General features: G+C 57.4%; 21 protein-coding genes. 15 read left to right on the top strand and 6 right to left on the bottom strand.

Annotated features, from left to right (window positions below):
* Nucleotides 1–218: 218 nt before the first annotated feature.
* From deoC to deoD, 4 genes are all read left to right on the top strand, one after another.
* The gene (gene deoC, locus AC2T6E_RS11465) at nt 219–998 is read left to right on the top strand and encodes a deoxyribose-phosphate aldolase (RefSeq protein WP_042716499.1); all 780 of its coding nucleotides are present in this window, start codon (nt 219–221) and stop codon (nt 996–998) included.
* A gap of 109 nt (nt 999–1,107) precedes the next feature.
* On the top strand, nt 1,108–2,430 hold the full coding sequence (deoA, locus tag AC2T6E_RS11460) for a thymidine phosphorylase (RefSeq protein ID WP_042716514.1): 1,323 nt from the start codon (nt 1,108–1,110) through the stop codon (nt 2,428–2,430).
* A gap of 53 nt (nt 2,431–2,483) precedes the next feature.
* Nucleotides 2,484–3,707: a phosphopentomutase gene (gene deoB / locus AC2T6E_RS11455; RefSeq protein ID WP_120159178.1), complete on the top strand. Its 1,224-nt coding sequence runs from the start codon at nt 2,484–2,486 to the stop codon at nt 3,705–3,707.
* 104 nt (nt 3,708–3,811) lie between these two features.
* Nucleotides 3,812–4,534, top strand: coding sequence for a purine-nucleoside phosphorylase (deoD, locus tag AC2T6E_RS11450; protein ID WP_010427122.1), 723 nt, complete (start codon nt 3,812–3,814; stop codon nt 4,532–4,534).
* 85 nt (nt 4,535–4,619) lie between these two features.
* Here deoD and lplA read toward each other — a convergent pair whose 3' ends face one another.
* Together lplA and AC2T6E_RS11440 are read right to left on the bottom strand one after the other, a co-directional pair.
* The gene (gene lplA, locus AC2T6E_RS11445; protein ID WP_214605946.1) at nt 4,620–5,636 is read right to left on the bottom strand and encodes a lipoate--protein ligase; all 1,017 of its coding nucleotides are present in this window, start codon (nt 5,634–5,636) and stop codon (nt 4,620–4,622) included.
* A 39-nt stretch (nt 5,637–5,675) separates the two neighbouring features.
* Nucleotides 5,676–6,320 (bottom strand): YtjB family periplasmic protein, encoded by a 645-nt coding sequence (locus AC2T6E_RS11440; protein WP_120159180.1) that lies wholly within the window; start codon nt 6,318–6,320, stop codon nt 5,676–5,678.
* 117 nt (nt 6,321–6,437) lie between these two features.
* On the opposite strand from AC2T6E_RS11440, the gene serB reads away from it, so the two are divergent.
* The 3 genes from serB to nadR are packed head-to-tail and all read left to right on the top strand — an operon-like array spanning nt 6,438 to nt 10,071.
* Nucleotides 6,438–7,406, top strand: a complete 969-nt coding sequence (gene serB, locus AC2T6E_RS11435; protein WP_427353443.1) for a phosphoserine phosphatase — start codon at nt 6,438–6,440, stop codon at nt 7,404–7,406.
* A gap of 11 nt (nt 7,407–7,417) precedes the next feature.
* A complete protein-coding gene (gene radA / locus AC2T6E_RS11430; RefSeq protein WP_214605945.1) occupies nt 7,418–8,803 on the top strand; it encodes a DNA repair protein RadA in 1,386 nt (461 codons plus the stop codon).
* 35 nt (nt 8,804–8,838) lie between these two features.
* Entirely contained in the window at nt 8,839–10,071 is a 1,233-nt protein-coding gene (gene nadR / locus AC2T6E_RS11425; protein WP_010427112.1) for a multifunctional transcriptional regulator/nicotinamide-nucleotide adenylyltransferase/ribosylnicotinamide kinase NadR, read from the top strand.
* 65 nt (nt 10,072–10,136) lie between these two features.
* On the opposite strand, the gene AC2T6E_RS11420 is transcribed toward nadR, so the two are convergent.
* Nucleotides 10,137–11,138, bottom strand: coding sequence for a zinc-binding alcohol dehydrogenase family protein (locus tag AC2T6E_RS11420; RefSeq protein ID WP_214605944.1), 1,002 nt, complete (start codon nt 11,136–11,138; stop codon nt 10,137–10,139).
* Between the two features lie 108 nt (nt 11,139–11,246).
* Between AC2T6E_RS11420 and AC2T6E_RS11415 the strand changes: the two genes are divergently transcribed.
* Complete coding sequence (locus AC2T6E_RS11415) at nt 11,247–12,146, top strand: LysR family transcriptional regulator (protein WP_486691793.1); 900 nt, start codon at nt 11,247–11,249, stop codon at nt 12,144–12,146.
* Nucleotides 12,147–12,237: 91 nt separating this feature from the next.
* Here the strand turns inward: AC2T6E_RS11415 and ettA are convergent, their stop codons facing one another.
* Nucleotides 12,238–13,905 carry an energy-dependent translational throttle protein EttA gene (gene ettA / locus AC2T6E_RS11410; protein WP_042716511.1) on the bottom strand — a complete coding sequence of 556 codons (1,668 nt, stop codon included), beginning with the start codon at nt 13,903–13,905 and terminating at the stop codon, nt 12,238–12,240.
* Between the two features lie 226 nt (nt 13,906–14,131).
* Here ettA and sltY point away from each other — a divergent pair, with 226 nt between their 5' ends.
* Nucleotides 14,132–16,069: a murein transglycosylase gene (gene sltY, locus AC2T6E_RS11405; RefSeq protein WP_214605942.1), complete on the top strand. Its 1,938-nt coding sequence runs from the start codon at nt 14,132–14,134 to the stop codon at nt 16,067–16,069.
* 55 nt (nt 16,070–16,124) lie between these two features.
* The gene (trpR, locus tag AC2T6E_RS11400) at nt 16,125–16,451 is read left to right on the top strand and encodes a trp operon repressor (RefSeq protein WP_021240574.1); all 327 of its coding nucleotides are present in this window, start codon (nt 16,125–16,127) and stop codon (nt 16,449–16,451) included.
* On the opposite strand, the gene yjjX is transcribed toward trpR, so the two are convergent.
* Nucleotides 16,448–16,963 (bottom strand): inosine/xanthosine triphosphatase, encoded by a 516-nt coding sequence (gene yjjX, locus AC2T6E_RS11395; protein ID WP_108417134.1) that lies wholly within the window; start codon nt 16,961–16,963, stop codon nt 16,448–16,450. The two genes, trpR and yjjX, sit on opposite strands and share 4 nt — an antisense overlap.
* 49 nt (nt 16,964–17,012) lie before the next feature.
* On the opposite strand from yjjX, the gene gpmB reads away from it, so the two are divergent.
* Nucleotides 17,013–17,660, top strand: a complete 648-nt coding sequence (gene gpmB / locus AC2T6E_RS11390; protein ID WP_008502057.1) for a 2,3-diphosphoglycerate-dependent phosphoglycerate mutase GpmB — start codon at nt 17,013–17,015, stop codon at nt 17,658–17,660.
* On the opposite strand, the gene robA is transcribed toward gpmB, so the two are convergent.
* On the bottom strand, nt 17,657–18,526 hold the full coding sequence (gene robA, locus AC2T6E_RS11385; RefSeq protein WP_010427100.1) for an MDR efflux pump AcrAB transcriptional activator RobA: 870 nt from the start codon (nt 18,524–18,526) through the stop codon (nt 17,657–17,659). The two genes, gpmB and robA, sit on opposite strands and share 4 nt — an antisense overlap.
* Before the next feature lie 211 nt (nt 18,527–18,737).
* Between robA and creA the strand changes: the two genes are divergently transcribed.
* The 4 genes from creA to creD are packed head-to-tail and all read left to right on the top strand — an operon-like array spanning nt 18,738 to nt 22,745.
* Complete coding sequence (gene creA, locus AC2T6E_RS11380; RefSeq protein WP_108417133.1) at nt 18,738–19,208, top strand: protein CreA; 471 nt, start codon at nt 18,738–18,740, stop codon at nt 19,206–19,208.
* A 14-nt stretch (nt 19,209–19,222) separates the two neighbouring features.
* Nucleotides 19,223–19,912 carry a two-component system response regulator CreB gene (gene creB, locus AC2T6E_RS11375; protein WP_260662853.1) on the top strand — a complete coding sequence of 230 codons (690 nt, stop codon included), beginning with the start codon at nt 19,223–19,225 and terminating at the stop codon, nt 19,910–19,912.
* Nucleotides 19,912–21,336, top strand: a complete 1,425-nt coding sequence (gene creC, locus AC2T6E_RS11370) for a two-component system sensor histidine kinase CreC (RefSeq protein WP_260662854.1) — start codon at nt 19,912–19,914, stop codon at nt 21,334–21,336. The genes creB and creC overlap by 1 nt, the downstream gene beginning before the upstream one ends.
* A 56-nt stretch (nt 21,337–21,392) precedes the next feature.
* Nucleotides 21,393–22,745 (top strand): cell envelope integrity protein CreD, encoded by a 1,353-nt coding sequence (creD, locus tag AC2T6E_RS11365; protein ID WP_260662855.1) that lies wholly within the window; start codon nt 21,393–21,395, stop codon nt 22,743–22,745.
* The last annotated feature ends 40 nt before the right edge of the window (nt 22,746–22,785 follow it).

The raw sequence follows: 22,785 nt of genomic DNA, 5'->3' as shown, positions 1-22,785 counted from the left end.
AAGCCAGCCTGTTGGGGCTTTTGATCCGACAGGGGGTATCGCTGCTTTAGTCAGCAGTTAGCGCGATAAAGTTTGAAGAAGATCTCATTACAGTAATGCAAATTTGTACGCAGTTTTCATTAACTGTGATGAATGTCGAAGTGTGGATGCGGGTGAATGTTAGAATACTCACAGACCCGCAAGGTAAAATTTATACGGCACTGCCGTTGGAGAATGTTATGACCGATTTAACTGCAAGCAGCCTGCGCGCGTTGAAACTGATGGACCTGACCACCCTGAACGATGACGACACCAATGAAAAAGTCATCGCCCTGTGCCATCAGGCGAAAACGCCGGTGGGTAACACCGCAGCCATCTGTATCTACCCGCGCTTTATCCCGATTGCCCGTAAGACGCTGAAAGAGCAGGGCACGCCGGACGTGCGCATTGCAACCGTAACTAACTTCCCGCATGGCAACGATGATATCGAGATTGCGCTGGCAGAAACCCGCGCGGCGATTGCTTACGGTGCAGATGAAGTGGACGTGGTGTTCCCGTACCGCGCGCTGATCGCCGGCAACGAGCAGGTCGGTTTTGACCTGGTGAAAGCCTGTAAAGACGCGTGCGCGGCGGCAAACGTGCTGCTTAAAGTGATCATCGAAACCGGCGAGCTGAAAGAAGAGGCGCTGATTCGTAAGGCGTCTGAAATCTCCATCAAAGCCGGTGCGGATTTCATTAAAACCTCTACCGGTAAAGTGCCGGTGAATGCGACCCCGGAAAGCGCGCGCATCATGATGGAAGTGATCCGTGATATGGGCGTGTCCAAAACCGTTGGTTTCAAACCTGCGGGCGGCGTGCGTACCGCTGAAGACGCGCAGCAGTTCCTGGCGATTGCCGACGAGCTGTTCGGCTCCGACTGGGCCGATTCCCGTCACTACCGCTTCGGCGCGTCCAGCCTGCTGGCCAGCCTGTTGAAAGCGCTGGGTCACGGCGACGGTAAGAGCGCAAGCAGCTACTGATTGCCAGACAATGCCGGATGATGCTTCGCTTATCCGGCCTACAGGATCGTAGGGCGGGTAAGCGTAGCGCCACCCGCCACAACTCCCCCGATTCCGCATGGAGGTTACCGTGTTTCTCGCACAAGAAATTATTCGTAAAAAACGTGATGGTCATGCATTAAGCGACGAAGAGATCCGCTTCTTTATCAACGGCATTCGTGATAACACCGTCTCTGAAGGGCAGATTGCGGCTCTGGCGATGACCATTTTCTTCCACGATATGTCGATGCCTGAACGCGTGTCGCTGACCATGGCGATGCGAGATTCAGGAACCGTTCTGGACTGGAAAAGCCTCAACCTCAACGGCCCGATTGTGGATAAACACTCCACTGGCGGCGTGGGCGACGTAACCTCCCTGATGCTCGGCCCCATGGTGGCAGCCTGCGGCGGTTACATCCCGATGATCTCCGGGCGTGGCCTGGGTCATACCGGCGGTACGCTCGACAAACTGGAAGCTATTCCGGGCTTCGATATCTTCCCGGATGACGGCCGCTTCCGCGACATTATTAAAGACGTTGGTGTGGCGATTATCGGCCAGACCAGCTCTCTTGCTCCGGCAGACAAGCGTTTCTACGCGACGCGTGATATTACCGCGACCGTTGACTCCATCCCGCTGATCACTGCCTCTATCCTGGCGAAGAAACTGGCTGAAGGGCTGGACGCGCTGGTGATGGACGTAAAAGTGGGCAGCGGCGCGTTTATGCCGACCTATGAGCTTTCTGCTGCGCTTGCCGAAGCGATCGTTGGCGTCTCCAACGGCGCAGGCGTGCGCACCACCGCGCTGCTCACCGATATGAACCAGGTACTGGCCTCCAGCGCCGGTAACGCGGTTGAAGTACGTGAAGCGGTACAGTTCCTCACCGGTGAATACCGTAACCCGCGTCTGTTCGACGTCACCATGGCGCTGTGCGTGGAGATGTTGATTTCCGGCAAGCTGGCGAAAGACGATGCTGAGGCGCGCGCGAAGCTGCAGGCGGTGCTGGACAACGGCAAAGCGGCGGAGATCTTCGGCCGCATGGTTGCGGCCCAGAAAGGCCCGACCGATTTCGTCGAAAACTACGCGAAATACCTGCCAACCGCGATGCTCAGCAAAGCCGTTTACGCAGATACCGAAGGTTTCGTTTCCGCAATGGACACCCGCGCGCTCGGCATGGCGGTGGTCTCGATGGGCGGCGGTCGTCGTCAGGCATCGGACACCATTGATTACAGCGTCGGTTTTACCGATATGGCGCGTCTGGGCGACAGCGTTGACGGTCAACGTCCGCTGGCGGTGATCCACGCGAAAGACGAAGCCAGCTGGCAGGATGCGGCAAAAGCGGTGAAAGCGGCAATCACGCTTGACGATAAAGCACCGGAAACCACACCGACTGTCTATCGCCGCATCACTGAATAACTGTATACTGATCTGATCGCTATTTTTTGAAGCACTACGTACGGAGAACAATTATGAAACGTGCATTTATTATGGTGCTGGACTCATTCGGCATCGGCGCAACCGAAGATGCAGATCGTTTTGGTGACGTGGGTTCCGATACCATGGGTCACATCGCGGAAGCCTGTGCCAAAGGCGAAGCGGACAACGGTCGTAAAGGTCCTCTGACCCTGCCAAACCTGACCCGCCTCGGGCTGGTGAAAGCGCACGAAGGCTCTACCGGTAAAATCGCAGCCGGTATGGACGGCAACGCGGAAGTCGTGGGTGCCTACGCCTGGGCGCACGAGCTCTCTTCCGGTAAAGATACTCCGTCTGGTCACTGGGAAATCGCCGGTGTGCCGGTTCTGTTTGACTGGGGCTACTTCTCCGATCATGAGAACAGCTTCCCGCAGGAGCTGCTGGATAAGCTGGTTAAGCGTGCCAATCTGCCTGGCTACCTCGGCAACTGCCACTCTTCCGGTACCGTGATTCTGGACGAGCTGGGCGAAGAGCACATGAAAACCGGCAAGCCGATTTTCTACACCTCTGCCGACTCCGTGTTCCAGATTGCCTGCCACGAAGAGACCTATGGTCTGGATAAACTCTACGAACTGTGCGAAATCGCCCGTGAAGAGCTGACCGAAGGTGGCTACAACATCGGCCGCGTGATCGCGCGTCCGTTTATCGGCGACAAAGCGGGTAACTTCCAGCGTACCGGTAACCGTCACGACCTGGCCGTTGAGCCACCGGCACCGACCGTGCTGCAGAAGCTGGTTGAAGAGAAAGACGGCCACGTGGTTTCCGTGGGTAAAATCGCGGATATCTACGCCAACTGCGGTATCACCAAAAAAGTGAAAGCCACCGGTCTGGATGCGCTGTTCGATGCCACCATCAAAGAGATGAAAGAAGCGGGTGACAAGACTATCGTCTTCACCAACTTTGTGGACTTCGACTCCTCGTGGGGCCACCGTCGTGATATCGCGGGCTATGCCGCCGGTCTGGAACTGTTCGACCGTCGTTTGCCGGAGCTGATGGAGCTGGTGGGGGAAGATGACATTCTGATCCTGACCGCTGACCACGGCTGCGACCCAAGCTGGACCGGTACCGACCACACCCGTGAGCACATTCCGGTGCTGGTGTACGGCCCGAAAGTGAAGCCGGGCTCGCTCGGTCACCGTGAAACCTTCGCGGACATCGGGCAGACTATCGCGAAATACTTTGGTACGTCTGACATGGAATATGGCAAGGCCATGTTCTGAGGTCATTGCCGGGTGGCGGCTGCGCCTTACCCGGCCTACAAAACCGTAGGCCCGGTAAGCGAAGCGCCACCGGGCAAAAAAACTCAAATGAAAAGGAACTGAAGATGGCAACTCCTCACATTAATGCAGAAATGGGTGATTTCGCTGACGTCGTATTGATGCCGGGCGACCCGCTGCGCGCGAAGCACATTGCAGAAACCTTCCTGGAAGACGTGCGTGAAGTGAACAACGTTCGCGGTATGCTGGGCTTCACCGGGACCTACAAAGGCCGCAAAATCTCCGTGATGGGCCACGGTATGGGTATCCCATCCTGCTCTATCTACACCAAAGAGCTGATCACCGATTTCGGCGTGAAGAAAATCATCCGCGTGGGCTCCTGCGGCGCGGTGCGCATGGACGTTAAGCTGCGCGACATCGTGATCGGTATGGGTGCCTGCACCGATTCCAAAGTTAACCGTATGCGTTTCAAAGATCATGACTTCGCAGCGATTGCTGACTTCGGCATGGTGCGTGACGCGGTTGACGCGGCGAAAGCGCTGGGCGTTGAGGCGCGCGTGGGCAATATCTTCTCTGCTGATCTGTTCTATGCGCCGGACGGCGGCGAGATGTTCGACGTGATGGAAAAATACGGCATCCTGGGCGTGGAAATGGAAGCGGCGGGTATCTACGGCGTGGCGGCTGAGTTTGGTGCGAAAGCGCTGACCATCTGCACCGTGTCCGACCATATCCGTACCCACGAGCAGACCACCGCTGCCGAGCGTCAGACGACCTTCAACGACATGATCAAAATCGCGCTGGAATCCGTTCTGCTGGGCGATAAAGAGTAAGAACTGTTGTGCCGGGTGGCGGCTTCGCCTGACCCGGCCTACGGTTTTGTAGGCCCGCTAAGCGCAGCGCCAGCGGGCTTTTTTACTAGCGCACGGCCTGGGCAATCCACGCCGACAGCTCCCGCAGCTCTTTTTCCTGCTCAGGGAAATCGCCGATCAACGCGTCGCACTCCTGCTGCAGCATATCCGCCCGGTACAAACAGCCCTGTAAACGAGCCGCCAGCGCTTCTAACGGTGCCGGATTAAGACTATCCGTAAATACCTGGGTACGAGAGATATGGCCTTTCTCGACGTCAAAGTGCAGCTCAACGCCGCCCCAGGTAAATCGCTCATCCAGCAGATGGGAAAACGCAGGCGCCTGGCCGAAGTTCCACTCCCAGCTGCTCTGGCGTGCGAAGGTTTCAGCAAAGTTGGGCAGGTCCGGGGTTTTATCTGGAGAGATTACCTCCGCTTCCACGCGCTCGCCGTAGTGCGCAAAGAACGCCTCGCGGATCGCATCGCAAATCTGCTCGTGCGTAATCCCCGGCAGCAGTTCTACCAGATTCGCTACGCGCCCACGCACGGAGGTAATCCCTTTAGCCTGGAGCTTTTTCTTATCAGGATTCAGGTAGTTCGCCAGACGGCTCAGGTCAGCGTTCAGCAACAGGGTGCCGTGGTGGAATCCGCGATCCATCGTTTCGCGATAGGCTGAGCCCGACACTTTCCGGTCACCGTCAGGCGTTTTCACCACCAGATCATTACGGCCTGAGGCTTCCGCCGTCACGCCGAGTGAATTCAGCGCGTTGAGCACAATCGAGGTAGAGATGGTTTTGTCGTACTCCGGTTTACCCGCCATAAAGGTAAAGCAGGTGTTGCCGAGATCGTGAAACACCGCGCCGCCGCCGCTGCTGCGGCGCGCCAGGCGGACGTTGTCCTCTTCCATACGCCGCGTATTGCACTCTTTCCACGGGTTTTGCGCGCGGCCAATAACGACCGTATCGGCATTGCGCCAGAGAAACAGCACGCGCTGGGTGGCGGGCATCTGGCGGAAGATGCACTCTTCCACCGCGAGATTAAACCAGGGATCGTAAGAGTCAGAGATAAGCAGGCGTAACGTCGTCATGGCAAAGTTCCTTTTCTGAGTCATTCGCCTACTTTATCACTATTCTTTCTTCTCGCTCTCTTCGTCTTCGGGAACCGACTTGCTGGCGGTCAGCAGGAACGGTGACTGCTGCCAGCGGGTACGCTTGCCCTGAAGCAGGGTACGCGCCAGCACAACGCCAATGGCCAGCGAGAGCAGCAGCATCAGACGCAAAATGTTGGTGGTGTTATCGACCTGTTTGGCTTCGGTCGGCAGGGTATGCGTATCGAGCGTCAGGCGCAGGTAGCCCAGCGGGCCATTCTTGCCCTGAATGGGTTCGACGATCTGCTGGTTAAAATAGCCCCCGGCTTTTTTGCCGTCCAGTGCCAGCCTGTCGCGCACATTAACGTGCTCGCCCGCGCGAGCAATCAGGTCGCCTTGCTCATCGTAAACGCCGGCATCCAGAATGCGACTGTTTTCAGTGAGCTGACGTAAAATCTGGCCTATCCGCTTATCGTCCGGCGTTTCAGTACGCATTGAGGGGGCAACGTTGAGCGTGACCTGACGCGCCAGCGTGCGGGCCAGCTCTTCAAACTGCGGGTTACGTTGCCGTTGATGGTTTTGGCTAAACCACGATGCCCCTTGCATCAGCGCCACCAGAAGTGCGAGACAGATCAGGACAATCACGGCGCGATGAAGCCGGAATTTCAGTTTTGCGCGAGCCATATTCCACCTGCTGAAAATTTACGGCTTAATGTTGCCAGAAGTGATGGTTACAGGGTAGCCTCATGCGTTATTTTCCCTCTGGAACCTTCCGGCGCGAACGAATTTACAGGAGCTTTAATGCCGAACATTACCTGGTGCGACCTGCCAACGGATGTCTCTTTATGGCCAGGATTGCCGCTCTCTTTAAGTGGCGATGAGGTGATGCCTCTGGATTACCACGCCGGTCGTAGCGGCTGGCTGCTGTACGGACGCGGTCTGGACAAGCAACGCCTGACCCAGTACCAAAGCAAACTGGGGGCTGCGATGGTGATTGTCGCCGCCTGGTGTGTGGAAGATTACCAGGTCATCCGCCTTGCGGGTTCCCTGACGCAGCGCGCAACGCGTCTGGCGCATGACGCCGGGCTGGACGTCGCGCCGCTCGGTAAAATTCCGCACCTGAAAACCCCAGGTCTGCTGGTCATGGACATGGACTCTACGGCGATCCAGATCGAATGTATCGACGAGATTGCGAAGCTGGCGGGCAGCGGCGAGCTGGTGGCGGAAGTCACCGAACGTGCGATGCGCGGCGAGCTGGATTTCACCGCCAGCCTGCGCCAGCGCGTGGCGACCCTGAAAGGGGCCGACGCCAACATCCTGCGTCAGGTGCGCGACGTGCTGCCGCTGATGCCAGGGCTGACGCAGCTGGTGCTGAAGCTGCAGTCCCTCGGCTGGAAAGTAGCGATTGCCTCTGGTGGCTTCACCTTCTTCGCGGATTATCTGCGGGAAAAACTGCACCTGACCACCGTGGTGGCCAATGAGCTGGAGATCATGGACGGCAAGCTGACCGGCCAGGTGGTCGGCGATATCGTGGATGCCCAGTACAAAGCCAATACGCTGACGCGTCTGGCGGAAAAATATGAAATTCCGGTCGTCCAGACCGTCGCCATCGGGGACGGCGCGAACGACCTGCCGATGATCAAAGCGGCCGGGCTTGGCATTGCCTACCACGCCAAGCCAAAAGTGAATGAAAAGACGGAAGTGACTATCCGTCACGCTGACCTGATGGGGGTGTTCTGCATTCTCTCCGGCAGCCTTAATCAGAAATAACGAGGTAAACCGTGGCGAAAGCTCCAAAACGCGCATTTGTCTGTAATGAATGTGGTGCGGATTATCCGCGCTGGCAGGGGCAATGCAGCGCCTGTCATGCCTGGAACACCATCACCGAAGTGCGTGGTGTGGCGGCTTCGCCGAGCGTGGCCCGCAACGAGCGCCTGAGCGGCTATGCCGGTAACGCGGGCGTAGCGAAGGTGCAAAAGCTCTCGGACATCAGCCTGGAAGAGCTGCCGCGCTTCTCCACCGGCTTCAAAGAATTTGACCGCGTGCTCGGCGGCGGCGTGGTGCCGGGCAGCGCCATCCTGATTGGCGGTAATCCGGGCGCGGGTAAATCGACCCTGCTGCTGCAAACGCTCTGCAAGCTTGCCGAACAGATGAAAACCCTGTACGTCACGGGCGAAGAGTCACTTCAGCAGGTGGCGATGCGCGCGCACCGCCTGGGTCTGCCAACCGCCAACCTGAACATGCTCTCCGAAACCAGCATCGAGCAGATCTGCATGATCGCCGAAGAAGAGCAGCCGAAGCTGATGGTGATCGACTCCATCCAGGTGATGCACATGGCGGACATTCAGTCCTCGCCGGGCAGCGTCGCGCAGGTGCGTGAAACCGCGGCATACCTGACGCGCTTTGCCAAAACGCGCGGCGTGGCGATTGTGATGGTCGGCCACGTGACCAAAGACGGCTCGCTGGCCGGGCCGAAGGTGCTTGAACACTGTATCGACTGCTCCGTGATGCTTGACGGCGACGCGGATTCCCGCTTCCGTACCCTGCGCAGCCATAAAAACCGCTTTGGGGCGGTGAACGAACTGGGCGTGTTTGCCATGACCGAACAGGGGCTGCGCGAAGTCAGCAACCCGTCGGCCATCTTCCTGAGCCGTGGCGATGAGATCACCTCCGGCAGCTCGGTGATGGTGCTGTGGGAAGGGACGCGCCCTCTGCTTGTCGAAATTCAGGCGCTGGTGGATGTGTCGATGATGGGCAACCCGCGGCGCGTGGCGGTCGGTCTGGAACAAAACCGTCTGGCGATCCTGCTGGCGGTACTGCACCGTCACGGCGGGCTGCAGATGGCGGATCAGGACGTTTTCGTCAACGTGGTCGGCGGCGTCAAAGTTACTGAGACCAGCGCAGACCTGGCGCTGCTACTGGCGATGGTCTCCAGCCTGCGCGACAGACCGCTGCCGCAGGATCTGGTCGTCTTCGGCGAAGTGGGCCTGGCCGGGGAAATCCGTCCGGTGCCCAGCGGTCAGGAGCGTATCTCCGAGGCGGCAAAACACGGCTTCCGCCGGGCGATCGTTCCCGCCGCCAACGTGCCGAAAAAAATCCCGGAAGGGATGCAGGTATTTGGCGTGAAGAAACTCGCAGATGCGTTAAATGTCTTTGACGACTTATAATTACGTATTCGATTTTGCAGGAGGCACCGTAATTTATGTCATCATTTGACTATATCAAGACCGCAATCCGCCAGAAGGGCTGCACGCTGCAGCAGGTGGCGGACGCCAGCGGCATGACCAAAGGCTACCTGAGCCAGCTGCTGAACGCCAAAATCAAAAGCCCCAGCGCGCAGAAGCTCGAAGCGCTGCACCGCTTTCTCGGACTGGAATTCCCGCGTATGCAAAAGAACATCGGCGTGGTGTTCGGCAAGTTTTACCCGCTGCATACCGGGCATATCTATCTGATCCAGCGCGCCTGTAGCCAGGTAGACGAGCTCCACATCATCATGGGCTACGACGAAACCCGCGACCGTCAGCTGTTCGAAGACAGCGCCATGTCGCAGCAGCCCACGGTGTCAGACCGCCTGCGCTGGCTGCTTCAGACCTTTAAGTATCAGAAAAACATTCGTATTCATGCCTTTAACGAAGAGGGCATGGAGCCGTATCCGCACGGCTGGGACGTGTGGAGCAACGGTGTAAAAACCTTTATGGAAGACAAGGGGATTGCGCCGAACTGGATCTACACCTCTGAAGAGTCCGATGCGCCGCAGTTCCGCGAGCATCTGGGCATCGAGACGGTGCTGATCGATCCGAAACGCACCTTTATGAACATCAGCGGGGCGCAGATCCGCGAAAACCCGTTCCGCTACTGGGATTACATTCCGACCGAAGTGAAGCCGTTCTTTGTGCGTACGGTGGCGATTCTGGGCGGCGAGTCGAGCGGCAAATCAACGCTGGTCAATAAGCTGGCGAACATCTTCAACACCACCAGCGCGTGGGAGTACGGCCGCGATTATGTCTTCTCGCACCTCGGCGGCGACGAGATGGCACTGCAGTATTCCGACTATGACAAAATCGCGCTTGGTCATGCCCAGTACATTGATTTTGCCGTGAAATATGCCAACAAGGTGGCGTTTATCGATACCGATTTCGTGACCACGCAGGCGTTCTGTAAAAAGTACGAAGGGCGCGAGCACCCGTTCGTGCAGGCGCTGATTGACGAATACCGCTTTGACCTGGTGATCCTGCTGGAGAACAACACCCCGTGGGTGGCTGACGGCATGCGCAGCCTCGGCAGCTCCGTGGACAGGCGGGAATTCCAGTCCATGCTGGTGGAGATGCTCAACGAAAACAACGTTGAGTTTGTGCATGTGGAAGAGTCGGACTACGACTCCCGTTTCCTGCGCTGCGTCGAGCTGGTGAAGGAGATGATGGGGGAGCAGGGGTAAAAAACTAACCCCTCACCCTAACCCTCTCCCTTTGGGAGAGGGCCGGGGTGAGGGCATCAAACCACTCAGAACTCAACCACCACTTTCCCACGCATATGCCCCTCCAGCACTTTGCGGTGCGCCTCGGTAATGCTTTCCACGCTCAGCCCGTGCAGCGTTTCGCTAAGCGAGCTTTCGACCACGCCGTTATCCACCAGCTTCGCGACCTCGTCTAAGATCTCTCCCTGACGCGCCATATCCGCCGTCTGATACATGCTGCGGGTATACATAAATTCCCAGTGCAGCGCGGCGGATTTGGATTTCAGCTTGTCCTGGTTCAGCGGATGCGCATTCTCGACGATGGAACAAATATGCCCCTGTGGCGCAATCAGTTCGCTAACTGCATCCCAGTGCCCGTCGGTGTCGTTGAGGATGAAAATGTAATCCACGAAGGTCAGCCCCTGTTTCGCCAGCTCGCCTTTCAGGTCGCGGTAGTTAACGACAACGTCAGCCCCGCGATCGCGACACCACTGGGCAGAATCTTCTCGCGAAGCGGTTGCGATGATTTTCACCCTGCTGTTGTGTTTCGCAAAGGGGATCGCCAGCGATCCCACGCCGCCCGCGCCGCCAATGATCAGCAGCGTTTTGTCCGCCCCTGCATCCTGAATGTTCAGCCGTTCAAACAGGCCTTCCCACGCGGTGAGCGCGGTTAAGGGCAGTGCGGCGGAAGCCGCCCAGCCCAGGCTTGCAGGCTTGTGCCCGACAATCCGCGCATCGATCAGCTGATGCGTGGTATTGCTGCCCGGGCGGGTGATGTCGCCCGCGTACCATACTTCGTCACCCGGTTTGAATCCGGTCACGCCAGCCCCCACGGCTTTGACGATCCCGCTGGCATCCCAGCCGAGCACGCGCGGCTCGTTCAGCCCATTTTTGGCAATGCCTGCATGCACCTTGGTGTCTACAGGGTTTATGGAGACGGCTTTCACCTCCACCAGCAGATCGTGCTCGCCGGGCTGCGGCATCGGCGAGGTGATTTCAATAAAAACAGCAGGGTTTGCTGGGTTAACGGCAATGGCTTTAACAGACATGGTGTGCTCCTCAATGGAATGCGTTTTGTTGAGGCTAGTCTATAAAGTGGACAGCTGCGTGATAAGATGGACAATCAAGAACTCAGCGTTCGTACAAGGTGAACAATCATGTTTAAACAGCTGCAGGATATGGCGCTGTTCGCGCTGGTGGCGGAGATGGGCAGCTTTACGGCTGCCGCTCAGAAAGCGGAACTGCCAAAATCCAGCGTGAGCCAGCGAATTAGCCAGCTGGAGCAGCAGGTGGGGATCCGCCTGCTCAACCGCACCACGCGCAGGATCAGCCTCACGTTTGCGGGCGAGCACTATCTGGTGCACTGTCGCGAGATGCTGGCGGCCAGCGAGCGGGCGGAGTACGCCATTCAGCGGCTGCGCGAAAACCCGAGCGGGCGGCTGCGGATCACCTGTCCGGCGGGGATTGGCGCGACGCTGCTGGCGCATATGAATGCCGAGTTCCAGCTTCGCTATCCTGACGTGTCGCTGGATGTGTCGATCTCTGACGACGTGGTGGACCTGGTCGAATCCGGCTTTGACGTGGCGCTGCGTACCGGCAAGCCGCAGGACTCCTCCCTGATTGGCAGAATGATCGGGCACTGCCCGCGTTATATGCTCGCTTCGCCGGACTATCTGGCGCGTCGGGAGCCGTTAATTCATCCCCGTCAGCTGGTGGAACACCGCTGCATTACGCACCGGGCGTGGTCAGAGTGGCTTCTGCGAAGCGAGAGCGAAGATTACCGCTACCTGCCGGATAACGCACACATGACCGATAATCTGGTCTACGCCCGCGAATGTGCGATTGCCGGTGCGGGGATCACGCTGTTACCCGCGTTTCTGCTGGAGGATAAGATCGATAAGGGTGCGCTGGTGAAGGTGCTACCTGAGTGGAATGTTGAAGGTAACGATCTGTGGCTGGCGTATTCAAGCCGCAAGCTGAATTCACCTGCGCTGATGAGCTATATCGAGTTTGCAATGCAGTTTGATGAGGTGAAGCGGTATTACGTGGGCGGGTGATTTTGTGCGGCCTGATGCCCTCACCCTGACCCTCTCCCACAGGGAGAGGGAACAAACATAAAAAACGGCAACCGAAGTTGCCGTTTTGCTTTTATTTCGAAATACGCTTGTACTTAATACGCTTCGGCTCCAGCGCATCGGCGCCCAGCGTGCGTTTCTTGTACTCTTCGTATTCGGTGAAGTTACCTTCGAAGAACTCCACTTTACCTTCGTCCTGATAGTCCAGGATGTGGGTCGCGATACGGTCCAGGAACCAGCGGTCGTGCGAGATAACCATCGCGCAGCCCGGGAACTCCAGCAGGGCGTTTTCCAGCGCGCGCAGGGTTTCGATGTCCAGGTCGTTGGTTGGTTCATCGAGCAGCAGCACGTTACCGCCCACCTGCAGCAGCTTCGCCAGGTGCAGACGACCGCGCTCACCGCCGGACAGCTCGCCCACGCGTTTGCCCTGGTCGGTGCCTTTGAAGTTAAAGCGGCCAACGTAGGCACGGCTTGGCATCTCGGTGTTGCCGATACGCATGATATCCAGACCGCCGGAGACTTCTTCCCACACGGTTTTGCTGTTGTCCATCGCGTCACGGAACTGATCAACGGACGCCAGCTTCACGGTTTCACCCAGGGTGATAGAACCGCTGTCAGGCTGTTCCTGACCGGACATCATGCGGAACAGGGTTGATTTACCCGCGCCGTTCGGACCGATGATCCCGACGATAGCGCCTTTCGGTACGGAGAAGCTCAGGTCGTCAATCAGCAGGCGGTCGCCGTAAGACTTACGCAGATTGCTGACTTCAACCACTTTATCCCCCAGACGTGCTCCAGGTGGAATAAACAGTTCGTTGGTTTCGTTACGTTTCTGGTATTCGGTGTTGTTCAGCTCTTCGAAGCGTGCCAGACGGGCTTTGCCCTTAGACTGACGGCCTTTCGCGCCCTGACGCACCCACTCCAGCTCTTTCTCGATAGACTTACGACGCGCCGCTTCCTGAGAAGCTTCCTGCGCCAGACGCTGATCTTTCTGCTCAAGCCAGGAGGAGTAGTTGCCTTCCCACGGAATACCTTCACCACGGTCCAGTTCCAGGATCCAGCCCGCGACGTTGTCGAGGAAGTAACGGTCGTGGGTAATCGCCACAACGGTGCCTTCGAAGTCGTGCAGGAAGCGTTCCAGCCAGGCGACAGATTCTGCATCCAGGTGGTTCGTTGGTTCGTCGAGCAGCAGCATGTCTGGTTTTTCCAGCAGCAGGCGGCACAGCGCGACGCGGCGACGTTCACCCCCGGAGAGCTTCTCAACTTTTGCATCCCAGTCCGGCAGACGCAGGGCATCAGCCGCGCGCTCCAGCTGCACGTTCAGGTTGTGACCGTCGTGCGCCTGGATAATCTCTTCATACTTGCCCTGCTGAGCGGCCAGCTTGTCGAAGTCCGCATCCGGCTCGGCGTATTTGGCATACACTTCATCCAGACCTTTCAGCGCGTTAACCACTTCGGACACCGCTTCTTCAACGGATTCGCGAACGGTGTGTTCCGGGTTCAGTTGAGGTTCCTGCGGCAGGTAACCAATCTTGATGCCAGGCTGCGGACGGGCTTCACCTTCGATGTCTGTATCGATGCCCGCCATGATGCGCAGCAGGGTGGACTTACCGGCACCGTTGAGACCCAGAACACCGATTTTTGCGCCCGGGAAGAAGCTCAGCGAGATATTTTTAAGAATATGACGTTTCGGCGGGACAACTTTGCCGACACGATGCATGGTATAAACGAATTGAGCCACGTTGGACTTCGCCTCTTTTATCGTAATGAGAAGGAATTTCAGCCTCGAAGTGTAGCCTTTTTCATGCCCTAATCCCAGTCAGGAACGCCGGGAGTGTTAAAACGCGCAGGAAAGGTAAAAAAGTGTCCATAACGTGGCGCGTTGCAGGATGCCTGGTTAGCATAAGTGAATGCAACATTGACGTGGCAAGACGCTGCAACTAACGAAAAACAATGAGGAAGAGCGTGTGGAAAAAGCCAAACGGGTGGTCTGGCGTCTGCTGGCTGCCAGCGTATGCGTAATGGCGGTAAGCCAGGCGGTGCATGCCGATTCACTGGATGAACAACGTAACCGCTACGCCCAGATTAAACAGGCGTGGGACAACAAGCAGATGGATACCGTGCAGGCCCTGATGCCGACGCTAAAGGATTATCCGCTGTATCCGTATCTGGAGTACCGCCAGATAACCGACGATCTCATGAACCAACCCACCGTCACCGTGAACAACTTCATTCAGGCGAACCCGACCCTGCCGCCTGCCCGTAATCTCCAGTCTCGTTTTGTGAATGAGCTGGCGCGTCGTGAAGACTGGCGCGGGCTGCTGGCGTTTAGCCCGGAAAAACCGGGCACGACGGAAGCACAGTGTAATTACTACTACGCCAAATGGGCCACAGGACAGCAGGAAGAGGCCTGGGTCGGTGCCAAAGATCTCTGGCTGACGGGCAAAAGCCAGCCTAACGCCTGTGATTCGCTCTTCGGCGCATGGCGCGCATCGGGCAAACAGGATCCGCTGGCTTATCTTGAACGCATTCGCCTGGCGATGAAGGCCGGGAACACGCGTCTGGTCACTGCGCTGGCGGGGCAGATGCCGTCCGACTATCAAACCATTTCGTCTGCCGTCATTGGTCTGGCAAACGATCCGAACAGCGTGCTGACCTTTGCCCGCAGTACGGGCGCGACAGATTTCACGCGACAAATGGCGGCGGTCGCCTTTACCAGCGTGGCGCGTGACGATGTGGAAAATGCGCGGCTGATGATCCCGCAGCTGGTGCAGGCGCAGCAGCTTAATGAAGAACAAACGCAGGAATTGCGCGACATAGTGGCGTGGCGACTGATGGGCACCGATGTGACCGACGAACAGGCGCGCTGGCGTGACGACGCGATCATGCGTTCAAACTCCACCTCGCTTGTCGAGCGCCGCGTGCGAATGGCGCTGGGCACGGGCGATCGTCGTGGGCTGAATACCTGGCTTGCGCGTCTGCCGATGGATGCCAAAGAGAAAGATGAATGGCGCTACTGGCAGGCCGACCTGCTGCTGGAGCGTGGCCGTGACGATGAGGCCAAAGCAATCCTCCACGCTCTGATGCAACAGCGCGGATTCTACCCGATGGCGGCGGCGCAGCGGCTGGGGGAGGAGTACACGCTTAAGATCGACAAAGCGCCCGCCAACGCGAACCCGGCGCTGACGCAGGGGCCGGAGATGGCGCGCGTGCGCGAGCTGATGTACTGGAATATGGACAACACCGCGCGCAGCGAGTGGGCTAATCTGGTTACCAGCCGCACCACCGACGAGAAAGCCCAGCTTGCCCGCTACGCGTTCGATAATCGCTGGTGGGATCTGAGCGTGCAGGCGACGATCGCCGGTAAACTGTGGGATCATCTCGAAGAGCGTTTCCCGCTGGCGTACAAGGATCTGTTCGATCGCTACACCAGCGGCAAAGACATTCCGAAAAGCTACGCGATGGCGATAGCCCGTCAGGAGAGCGCCTGGAACCCGAAAGTGCGATCCCCGGTGGGGGCCAGCGGCCTGATGCAAATCATGCCGGGAACGGCCACGCACACGGTGAAGATGTTTAATATTCCTGGGTACAGCAGCCCGTCGCAGCTTCTCGATCCGGATACCAACATCAACATCGGTACCAGCTATTTGCAGTACGTCTACCAGCAGTTCGGCAATAACCGCATCTTCTCTTCGGCAGCGTATAACGCGGGGCCGGGACGCGTGCGCACCTGGCTTGGCAACAGCGCCGGACGCATCGACGCGGTGGCGTTTGTCGAGAGCATCCCGTTCTCGGAAACGCGCGGCTATGTGAAGAACGTGCTGGCCTATGACGCCTACTATCGCTACTTCATGGGGCAGAAAGATACCCTGATGAGCGATGGCGAGTGGCAGAGGCGTTACTGATCGGCGCGGGTTGTGTTATGCTGTACTCGCTAATGAGTACAAGAGGCAGCATAACATGACCCAGCATTCCCCGTATTCCTCGGCAATGGCCGAACAACGTCATCAGGAGTGGCTTCGTTTTGTGGAGCTGCTTCGCCAGTCTTACGAGCAGGATTTGCACTTACCTCTCATGCAGCTGATGCTCACGCCGGACGAGCGTGAGGCGCTGGGCACGCGCGTGCGGATCATTGAAGAGCTGCTGCGCGGCGAGATGAGCCAGCGTGAGCTGAAAAATGAGCTTGGTGCGGGTATCGCAACGATCACCCGTGGCTCCAACAGCCTGAAGTCGGCACCGGTTGAGCTGCGCCAGTGGCTGGAAGCGGTGTTGTTGAAAAACGCCTAACGATAAATCGCGTTATGGAACGGGCTTAACGCCAAAATCACCGCCTGGTGGTAAACGCCAGAACGCGTCAGCGCGCCTGCGGTAAAGACGCCAATCGCCCCTTCTTTACGACCAATCTCATCAATGCCGGTGTACTGCGACATCACCGGCCCGAGCGCTTCACCCGCACGCACTTTTTCAAGAATGACGTCTGGCAGCGGCAGGGTGGCCGAGCGCGCTTCACCGCGCTGCTCGCGGCTTTCGATGACCACCCAGCTAAAGGTTGCGCCTTCGTCGATACCTGCTTCAATCGCCACCCAAAAGTCCGCATTCGGTGCGGCAGCCCTGGCGTTTGCCACGCGATTTCGTGCGCCAGCGCGCGTTTCCTCGCTGCCAAACGGCTGTTCAGGAACGCCACTCTCGACGCCGATGGCCTCAATATGGCAGGATCCTGCGCCGAAGATCTCGTCAAATGCCCTTAGAATTGCCTGAATTTTGGCAGGATTAGTGGTAGCAGAGACAACATGGTGCATAATTAAGCTCGATTCAAAAAAAACTCATCGCAGTATAACGGAAAAAAACATGTTACAGGTTTACCTTGTTCGCCACGGTGAAACGCAGTGGAACGCCGAGCGACGTATTCAAGGCCAGTCGGACAGTCCTCTCACCGAAAAGGGTGTGCAGCAAGCGTGGCAGGTGGCGGAACGCGCCAGAACGCTGGGCATTACTCACGTGATTACCAGCGATTTAGGTCGCACACAGCAGACGGCGCGCATCATCGCAGATGCCTGCGGCTGTGATGTCATGCTGGAGCCGCGCCTGCGCGAGCTGGATATGGGCGTGCTGGAAAAACGCCATATCGATACGCTGACGGAAACGGAAGAGGGCTGGCGTCGCACGCTGGTGAACGGTACCGAAGATGGCCGTATTCCAGAAGGGGAATCCATGCAGGAGCTGAGCGTGCGTATGCATGCCGCACTGGCGGAATGCCTGAAGCTCCCGGCGGGAAGCCGTCCGCTGCTGGTGAGTCACGGGATTGCGTTGGGCTGCCTGGTGAGCACTATTCTGGGGTTACCGGCTTACGCTGAGCGCCGTTTGCGTCTGCGCAACTGCTCCATTTCCCGAATTGATTATCAGGAAAGCGCATGGCTGGCGTCGGGCTGGGTAGTGGAGATGGCAGGGGACATTTCGCATCTCGATGCCCCTGCGCTTGACGAACTGCAGCGTTAACGGCGGATAGGAATCAAGAATTCCATACGCAGATTGATTGGGCCTTCTTCCGGTTTGGCATCCTGCGCCGGGTAGTAGCGCTCAATGTCCTGACCTTTACGGCGATTAAGATTCAGCATTGGCATGCAGGTCCCGTAAACGGTCAGGATAAACTCCTGAACGCCCGTTCCCAGCCCTTCATACGAGAACATCACGTACTCGCCGCCTTCCAGCACGACCGGTTTCGAACCCTGAATATAACCATTCGCCATCTCTGGCGTCAGCGCGGTGGTGTAGAACACCTCCTGCTCGTCGTCTTTTTCCTGGCTTGGGCGCGTTTCGTTCAGACCGTACAGAATTGGCGGGATTGCCGGTGCATGGCTCAGGAAGTCGCGCCAGAACTGGACGCGCATCTGATGACGGAACTCAGAAATCTGCTCCAGAGAACAGGAGTAGCTCTGGGTTGTGCCGATCAGATGGGTTTCCGGCAACGCGACAATTTCATATTTCGGCATCGCGAACTCGCCCAGACGCAGCGGCGGACGCATGCCAAACGAGCTCCAGTCAGGCGAACGACGATAAAGCGCTGGCGTCAACGAGAACTGTTTTTTAAAGGCGCGGGTGAACGTTTGCTGCGAATCAAAACGATACTGCAGGGCAATATCCAGAATCGGCCGCGCGGTCAGGCGCAATGCCACAGCAGATTTAGATAAACGACGTGCGCGAATATAGGCACCGATAGCATGACCGGTGACATCCTTGAACATCCTTTGCAGATGCCACTTGGAATAGCCTGCTTTAGCCGCCACATTATCCAGTGACAAAGGCTGGTCGAGATGACCTTCCAGCCAGGTTAGCAGGTCGCGAATAATTCCAGCCTGATCCATATACTATCCTCATCCTTAAAACAGCAGGTGCCTGATAACAGGTTAGCGGATAATAGCATTTTTTGATGTTTTAGCATTCAGTGTTTTTTTTGCGCATTAATGCCTTTTACGGCTCGTTTTGGGCGAATATATTCTAATCCTGTGATCTTGCTACATTTTTGTCTAAAGTGTTGAATAATCGCCCAGTGCAATTTTAAAGAATGGTAACAATATGAAATACAAGACTTTGATCTTCACCGCGTTGCTGCTGATGGTCGGCCGCGCCGCGCAGGCGGAACAGATTGGTTCCGTCGATACCGTGTTCAAAATGTTTGGCCCGGACCACAAAATCGTTGTGGAGGCGTTTGACGATCCGGACGTGAAAAACGTCACCTGCTACGTGAGCCGCGCGAAAACGGGCGGTATCAAAGGCGGGCTGGGGCTGGCGGAAGATACTTCCGATGCGGCGATCTCCTGCCAGCAGGTGGGGCCGGTTGAGCTGAGCGATAAAATTAAAAACGGCAAAGCGCAGGCCGACGTGGTATTCCAGAAACGGACCTCGCTGGTGTTTAAAAAGCTGCAGGTGGTGCGTTTCTATGATGCCAAACGTAACACCCTGGCTTACCTCGCCTATTCCGACAAAGTGGTGGAAGGCTCGCCGAAAAACGCGATCAGCGCGGTGCCGATTATGCCGTGGCATTAATTCAGGGATGAACCATGCAACAACCTGTGGTCTGGCTGGTTGAAGACGAAACCAGTATCGCCGATACGCTGATCTACATGCTTCAGCAGGAAGGATTCGCGGTAAAGGCGTTTGAGCGCGGTTTACCGGTGCTGGAGGCAGCGCGGCGGCAGGCTCCGGCGCTCGCCATTCTGGACGTCGGGCTGCCGGACATCAGCGGCTTCGAGCTGTGCCGCCAGCTGCTGGCCCAGCATCCGTCACTGCCGGTGCTGTTTCTGACGGCGCGCAGCGATGAAGTGGATAAACTCCTCGGCCTGGAAATGGGCGCTGACGACTACGTTGCCAAGCCTTTCTCCCCACGGGAAGTGTGCGCCCGGGTAAGGACCATTTTACGGCGGATGCAAAAATCGGCTGCGCCTTCTGACACCGTCCGAATCGGGCAGTTTGAGCTGAATGAGCCAGCCGCGCGGATTAGCTGGTGCGGTGAAGCACTGCCCCTGACCCGCTATGAATTCTTGCTGCTCAAAACCTTGTTACAGGCCCCCGGACGGGTCTTTTCTCGTCAGCAGCTCATGGACAAGGTATGGGGTGAAGACGGCGACAGTTTCGACCGTACCGTGGACACCCACATCAAAACCCTGCGCGCCAAGCTGCGGGCGGTAAACGAGGAACTTTCACCCATCAGCACCCATCGCGGTATGGGCTACAGTCTGGGTCTTTACTGATGCGCATTGGGATGCGGTTGCTGCTGGGGTACTTCCTGATCGTGGCCATCGCCGCGTGGTTCGTGCTGTCGATCTTTGTTCAGGAAGTAAAGCCCGGCGTGCGCAGGGCAACCGAGGGCACGTTAATCGATACTGCGACCTTACTCGCCGAAGTCGGGCGTGAGGATCTCCTTTCGGGCAATGCGCAGCAGGGCAAACTGGCACAGGCCTTTTCTCAGCTTCATCAGCGCCCTTTCCGCGCCAATATCGGCGGCATTCATAAAGTGCGTAACGAGTATCACGTCTACATGACCGATGCGCAGGGCAGAGTGGTGTTTGATTCCGCTGGTCTGGCCGTGGGGAAAGATTACTCGCGCTGGAACGATGTCTGGCTGACGCTTCGCGGTGAATACGGCGCGCGCAGTACCCAGAGCCATCCCGACGATCCGGAGAGCACGGTGATGTATGTTGCCGCACCGGTTGTGGAGCAGGGCAAGATTATCGGCGTGCTGTCGGTCGGGAAACCTAACAGCGCGATGGCACCGGTTATCCATCGCAGCGAGCGAAGGATCCTGTGGGCAGGCGGAGCGCTGCTCGGCATTGCCCTGCTGATCGGTCTTCTCGTCGCCTGGTGGATCAATCGTTCTATCAGTACGTTATCGCGCTATGCCGACTCGGTGACCACGGATACGCCTCTCCCGCTGCCTAATCCTGGCAGCAGCGAACTGCACAAGCTGGCCCAGGCGCTGGAGAATATGCGCATTCGCCTGGAAGGGAAAAACTACATTGAACACTATGTCCATGCGCTGACCCACGAGCTGAAAAGCCCCATCGCCGCGATACGCGGCGCGGCGGAAATTCTCGCCGAGCAGCCGCCGCCGCAGGTGGCCGCGCGGTTTATCGATAATATTCTGGTGCAAAACGCGCGCATGCAGTCGCTGGTCGAAAAGCTGCTTACCCAGTCGCGGCTTGAAAATCGGGTCGAGATCGTGCCGGTCAGCGTCGACGTCGACACGCTATTTACCCGCCTGGCCGACGCGCGTTCGGCGGTTCTGACAGCGAAAAATATCACGCTGACGATCCAAAGCACCTCTCTGTGTGTTGCGGGCGATCCCGAACTGCTCGAACAGGCTCTGGGTAATTTGCTGGATAACGCCATCGACTTCACGCCGCCCGGCGGGGTTATTGCACTGGCCGCGTATGAAGCGCCAACGCAGGTTCTGCTCACGGTGACCGATAACGGAAGCGGTATCCCGGATTATGCGCTGGCGCGTATTTTTGAGCGCTTTTATTCCCTGCCGCGCGAGAACGGGCTGAAGAGCAGCGGACTCGGGCTGGCGTTTGTCCAGGAGGTGGCGCGTCTGCATCAGGGAGCGATTACATTGCGTAATCGCGATGAAGGTGGCGTGATGGCCACGCTGGCACTTCACCGTCCCTTCACATAGCTTCAAACTGACCCCACACGGCCTGGTTACGCTCTCCTCATCACAAAGGAGACGTAATGATGAAATCCCCCCTGTTCTGGAAAGTAAGCACCCTGCTGGGGTGCATCCTGCTGCTGTTAGTTCCGTTGTTTATGGTCAGTAATCTCATTTCAGAGCGTGAAAGCTATCGTAACGATGTCGAAAATACGCTTCGCCAGAGCACCAGCGGACCGCAAAAACTGGTCGGCCCGCTGATTGCCATTCCGGTGACGGAGATTTTTTACAAGCTGGAGGACGAGAAGAAGGTCGAATACAAGAAAAGCTATATGCATTTCATTCTGCCGGACTCTCTGGTTGTGGAAGGGAACCAGCGCGTGGAGTCCCGAAATATTGGCATCTACGACGGGCAAATCTGGAACACTGACCTGAAGATAAAAGCGCAGTTTAATACCGAAGCGCTGAAGCAGTTGAAAGGAGAAACGATCGCGACAGGGCAGCCGTTTATCGTGACGGGCGTTGGCGACGCGCGGGGTATTGGCACGGTCAGTATCTCTAAAATCAACGGTGAGACGCTAAGCGTGGAACCCGGTTCAGGTGTCTACGGGGCGCTTGCGGGGATCCACATCCCGCTGACCGACAACGCGCTGGAATCCAAAACGTTTGCACTTGAGATGTCACTCAATCTGGCGGGAACCGGCAGTTTTGCGGTGGTACCGGTAGGGCGTAATAGCGAAATGACGCTCAACAGCAACTGGCCGCATCCGGGCTTTATGGGCAACTATCTGCCGGTTAAGCACAAAATTGGCGAGTCTGGTTTCCAGGCGAACTGGAAGAGCAGCTGGTTTGCGAACAACCTTGAGAGCTGGTTCAGCGGGAGCGAATCGCCATCGTGGGAGTCGATCCCTGCCTTTAGCGTCACGGTAGCCACGCCCGCCGATCAGTATCAGCTGACTGACCGGGCGATCAAGTACGCCATTTTGCTGATTGCGCTGACGTTTATGGCCTTCTTTGTCTTCGAAACCTTAACCGGGCTGCGCCTGCACCCAATGCAGTATCTGCTGGTGGGGTTGTCGCTGGTGCTGTTCTATCTGGTGTTGCTGGCGTTGTCTGAACACGTTGGGTTTACGCCAGCCTGGGTTGTTGCAAGTCTGGTGGGCGCAGCGATGAACGGAATGTACCTGCAGGCCGTGCTGAAAAGCTGGAAGCGCAGCGGGCTATTTGTGCTGGCCTTGCTGGGGCTGGACGTGGTGATGTGGTTCTTGCTGCGCTCGGAGGACAGCGCACTGCTGTTGGGGTCAGCGGTTCTCGCGCTGGCGCTGTTCGCCGTCATGTACCTGACCCGTCATTTCGACTGGTACTCGCTCTCTCAGCCGAAGCAACCCGAGCCACCCGCAGCACCGGATGACGATACGGTGCGGATCTGGAAATAAAAAAAACGGCGCAAATGCGCCGTTTTTTAATGCGTTAACT

It is taken from the genome of Enterobacter sp. B79-1 (assembly GCF_057444735.1).
This window is presented reverse-complemented; position numbering and strand designations above follow the sequence as displayed.

Excerpts from the sequence above, each read along its gene's own strand:
- deoC (WP_042716499.1), top strand. The coding sequence starts at position 219 with ATGACCGATTTAACTGCAAGCAGCCTGCGCGCGTTGAAACTGATGGAC.
- deoB (WP_120159178.1), top strand. The coding sequence starts at position 2,484 with ATGAAACGTGCATTTATTATGGTGCTGGACTCATTCGGCATCGGCGCA.
- deoD (WP_010427122.1), top strand. The coding sequence starts at position 3,812 with ATGGCAACTCCTCACATTAATGCAGAAATGGGTGATTTCGCTGACGTC.
- lplA (WP_214605946.1), bottom strand. The coding sequence starts at position 5,636 with ATGACGACGTTACGCCTGCTTATCTCTGACTCTTACGATCCCTGGTTT.
- AC2T6E_RS11440 (WP_120159180.1), bottom strand. The coding sequence starts at position 6,320 with ATGGCTCGCGCAAAACTGAAATTCCGGCTTCATCGCGCCGTGATTGTC.
- serB (WP_427353443.1), top strand. The coding sequence starts at position 6,438 with ATGCCGAACATTACCTGGTGCGACCTGCCAACGGATGTCTCTTTATGG.
- nadR (WP_010427112.1), top strand. The coding sequence starts at position 8,839 with ATGTCATCATTTGACTATATCAAGACCGCAATCCGCCAGAAGGGCTGC.
- AC2T6E_RS11420 (WP_214605944.1), bottom strand. The coding sequence starts at position 11,138 with ATGTCTGTTAAAGCCATTGCCGTTAACCCAGCAAACCCTGCTGTTTTT.
- AC2T6E_RS11415 (WP_486691793.1), top strand. The coding sequence starts at position 11,247 with ATGTTTAAACAGCTGCAGGATATGGCGCTGTTCGCGCTGGTGGCGGAG.
- trpR (WP_021240574.1), top strand. The coding sequence starts at position 16,125 with ATGACCCAGCATTCCCCGTATTCCTCGGCAATGGCCGAACAACGTCAT.
- yjjX (WP_108417134.1), bottom strand. The coding sequence starts at position 16,963 with ATGCACCATGTTGTCTCTGCTACCACTAATCCTGCCAAAATTCAGGCA.
- gpmB (WP_008502057.1), top strand. The coding sequence starts at position 17,013 with ATGTTACAGGTTTACCTTGTTCGCCACGGTGAAACGCAGTGGAACGCC.
- robA (WP_010427100.1), bottom strand. The coding sequence starts at position 18,526 with ATGGATCAGGCTGGAATTATTCGCGACCTGCTAACCTGGCTGGAAGGT.
- creA (WP_108417133.1), top strand. The coding sequence starts at position 18,738 with ATGAAATACAAGACTTTGATCTTCACCGCGTTGCTGCTGATGGTCGGC.
- creB (WP_260662853.1), top strand. The coding sequence starts at position 19,223 with ATGCAACAACCTGTGGTCTGGCTGGTTGAAGACGAAACCAGTATCGCC.
- creC (WP_260662854.1), top strand. The coding sequence starts at position 19,912 with ATGCGCATTGGGATGCGGTTGCTGCTGGGGTACTTCCTGATCGTGGCC.
- creD (WP_260662855.1), top strand. The coding sequence starts at position 21,393 with ATGATGAAATCCCCCCTGTTCTGGAAAGTAAGCACCCTGCTGGGGTGC.